General features: G+C 58.8%; 2 rRNA genes (1 of these 2 only partly in view). Both read left to right on the forward strand.

Annotation, left to right across the window (positions count from 1 at the left end):
• Nucleotides 1–247: 247 nt before the first annotated feature.
• A 16S ribosomal RNA gene (locus tag ACFTZA_RS16860) occupies nucleotides 248–1768 on the forward strand.
• 530 nt (nucleotides 1769–2298) lie between these two features.
• Nucleotides 2299–3876 (forward strand): 23S ribosomal RNA (locus ACFTZA_RS16865); it runs 1628 nt beyond the window's last position.
• The 16S and 23S rRNA genes sit together here, the layout of an rRNA operon.

Consider the following 3876-nt stretch of genomic DNA (forward strand, 5'->3'; position numbering starts at 1 on the left):
GGTGTGTGTCGGTTGTTTGAGAACTCAACAGTGTGCTTGTTAGTCAATGCCAATTTTTGTCCTCGTGGGCATGGCTGGCTGTTGCCTCGTTCGGGGTGGTGGTTGGTTGTGTCTGGGGATTCCTTTGGTTGATTTCGGAGAATGATCGTCGGATTGTTTTTCGTGTAGCCAGTTTTGTGAACCTTTTGGGGTTCGCTTCGTATGGATTGTCTGCTGCCGGCTGTGTGTTGGTGGTGGGCGTTGTTCTTTTACGGAGAGTTTGATCCTGGCTCAGGACGAACGCTGGCGGCGTGCTTAACACATGCAAGTCGAACGATGAAGCCCAGCTTGCTGGGTGGATTAGTGGCGAACGGGTGAGTAACACGTGAGTAACCTGCCCCTGACTTCGGGATAAGCGCTGGAAACGGCGTCTAATACCGGATATGAGCCGTCCTCGCATGGGGGTGGTTGGAAAGTTTTTCGGTCAGGGATGGGCTCGCGGCCTATCAGCTTGTTGGTGGGGTGATGGCCTACCAAGGCGACGACGGGTAGCCGGCCTGAGAGGGCGACCGGCCACACTGGGACTGAGACACGGCCCAGACTCCTACGGGAGGCAGCAGTGGGGAATATTGCACAATGGGCGAAAGCCTGATGCAGCGACGCCGCGTGAGGGATGACGGCCTTCGGGTTGTAAACCTCTTTCAGCAGGGAAGAAGCGCAAGTGACGGTACCTGCAGAAGAAGCGCCGGCTAACTACGTGCCAGCAGCCGCGGTAATACGTAGGGCGCAAGCGTTGTCCGGAATTATTGGGCGTAAAGAGCTCGTAGGCGGTCTGTCGCGTCTGGTGTGAAAACTCGAGGCTCAACCTCGAGCTTGCATCGGGTACGGGCAGACTAGAGTGCGGTAGGGGAGACTGGAATTCCTGGTGTAGCGGTGGAATGCGCAGATATCAGGAGGAACACCGATGGCGAAGGCAGGTCTCTGGGCCGCAACTGACGCTGAGGAGCGAAAGCATGGGGAGCGAACAGGATTAGATACCCTGGTAGTCCATGCCGTAAACGTTGGGCACTAGGTGTGGGGCTCATTCCACGAGTTCCGTGCCGCAGCAAACGCATTAAGTGCCCCGCCTGGGGAGTACGGCCGCAAGGCTAAAACTCAAAGGAATTGACGGGGGCCCGCACAAGCGGCGGAGCATGCGGATTAATTCGATGCAACGCGAAGAACCTTACCAAGGCTTGACATGCACGGGAAGCCGCCAGAGATGGTGGTCTCTTTGGACACTCGTGCACAGGTGGTGCATGGTTGTCGTCAGCTCGTGTCGTGAGATGTTGGGTTAAGTCCCGCAACGAGCGCAACCCTCGTCCCATGTTGCCAGCGGGTTATGCCGGGGACTCATGGGAGACTGCCGGGGTCAACTCGGAGGAAGGTGGGGATGACGTCAAATCATCATGCCCCTTATGTCTTGGGCTTCACGCATGCTACAATGGCCGGTACAAAGGGCTGCGATGCCGTAAGGCGGAGCGAATCCCAAAAAGCCGGTCTCAGTTCGGATTGGGGTCTGCAACTCGACCCCATGAAGTCGGAGTCGCTAGTAATCGCAGATCAGCAACGCTGCGGTGAATACGTTCCCGGGCCTTGTACACACCGCCCGTCAAGTCACGAAAGTCGGTAACACCCGAAGCCCATGGCCCAACCCTTGTGGGGGGAGTGGTCGAAGGTGGGACTGGCGATTGGGACTAAGTCGTAACAAGGTAGCCGTACCGGAAGGTGCGGCTGGATCACCTCCTTTCTAAGGAGCATCACTACATGTGCTGGTGCCTGCGGGTGCTGGTGCGTGGTGGCCACGGCCCACGCCGAACGCGTGTGGGGGTGGTTGCTCATGGGTGGAACATTGACGAAGGAGCTCGGGTCTTCGCGCTGGTGTCAGTACCTGCGCCGGCCGGTCGGTGCCTGTTCGCAGGTGGTGGTCGGTGGGTGTGGTGGAACATCACGGGGTGAGGGGTCGGGTTCGTCGAGCACACTGTTGGGTCCTCAGGTCACCGGCCGCTTCGGTGGTGGTTGCCTGGTACGGGTCGGTCCGTGGATCACGAACCGCTCGCTGTCTGCTCCTGGCGCTCGCGCCGGTCCCTTGGGGGGTCGGGTGTGGCGCGGGGTGTGTGGTGGTGGGTAGGCGGGTCCGGGTGCGGGTCGGGGTCGTTGGTTGTTTGAGAACTGCACAGTGGACGCGAGCATCTTTGAAGTGATCAAGATGCAGATCTTGCCGGCTCTATTGGTCGGTGGGTGATGTTTCTTGGTCTCTGCGAATAATGTAGTTGTGGTTGTGAAGTTTTTAAGGGCACAGGGTGGATGCCTTGGCACTAGGAGCCGAAGAAGGACGTTGTAGCCTGCGATAAGCCTCGGGGAGCTGGCAAACGAGCTGTGATCCGAGGGTTTCCGAATGGGGGAACCCCGCACGAGTCATGTCGTGTGACCCGCACCTGAATATATAGGGTGTGTGGAGGGAACGCCGGGAAGTGAAACATCTCAGTACCGGCAGGAAGAGATATTCCGTGAGTAGTGGCGAGCGAAAGCGGATGAGGCCAAACCGGGCGCGTGGTAAAGCTGTCAGGCGTTGCGTGTCCGGGGTTGTGGGACCCTTCTGGTGGATCTGACAGTCCACCGGGGAGTGAGAAAGCCGTGTCATAGTCGAACCGCATTGAAAGGCGGACCACAGACGGTGCCAGTCCGGTAGACGAAATGGCGTGGCCTCCCGAAGGGGATCCCAAGTAGCACGGGGCCCGTGAAATCCCGTGTGAATCTGGCAAGACCACTTGCTAAGCCTAAATACTACCTAGTGACCGATAGCGGACCAGTACCGTGAGGGAAAGGTGAAAAGTACCCCGGGAGGGGAGTGAAATAGTACCTGAAACCGTGTGCCTACAATCCGTTGGAGCCTCCTTGGTTGGGGTGACAGCGTGCCTTTTGAAGAATGAGCCTGCGAGTTAGTGCTCAGTGGCGAGGTTAACCCGTGCGGGGAAGCCGTAGCGAAAGCGAGTCCGAACAGGGCGCCCATAGTCGCTGGGTCTAGACCCGAAGCGAAGTGATCTAGCCATGGGCAGGTTGAAGCGCGGGTAAGACCGCGTGGAGGACCGAACCCACCAGGGTTGAAAACCTGGGGGATGACCTGTGGTTAGGGGTGAAAGGCCAATCAAACTTCGTGATAGCTGGTTCTCCCCGAAATGCATTTAGGTGCAGCGTCACGCGTTTCTTGCCGGAGGTAGAGCTACTGGATGGCCGATGGGCCCTACAAGGTTACTGACGTCAGCCAAACTCCGAATGCCGGTAAGCCAGAGCGTGGCAGTGAGACTGCGGGGGATAAGCTCCGTAGTCGAGAGGGAAACAGCCCAGACCACCGGCTAAGGCCCCTAAGCGTGTGCTAAGTGGGAAAGGATGTGGAGTTGCACAGACAACCAGGAGGTTGGCTTAGAAGCAGCCACCCTTGAAAGAGTGCGTAATAGCTCACTGGTCAAGTGATTCCGCGCCGACAATGTAGCGGGGCTCAAGTACACCGCCGAAGCCGTGGCACCTGCGCGACACCCAGGCCTTCGTGGTCCAGGGGCGCAGGTGGGTAGGGGAGCGTCGTGTGGCCGGTGAAGCCGCGGGGGAACCCAGCGGTGGAGGCCACACGAGTGAGAATGCAGGCATGAGTAGCGAAAGACGGGTGAGAAACCCGTCCGCCGAATGACCAAGGGTTCCAGGGCCAGGTTAATCCGCCCTGGGTAAGTCGGGACCTAAGGCGAGGCCGACAGGCGTAGTCGATGGACAAGGAGTTGACATTCTCCTACCGGCGAAGAACCGCCCATACCGAGCCCGGTGATGCTAACCGCCCAAACCCGCCCACCGACCCTTCGGGGTCAT

This window comes from Cellulosimicrobium sp. NPDC057127, from assembly GCF_042670945.1.
Taxonomy (GTDB): domain Bacteria; phylum Actinomycetota; class Actinomycetes; order Actinomycetales; family Cellulomonadaceae; genus Cellulosimicrobium.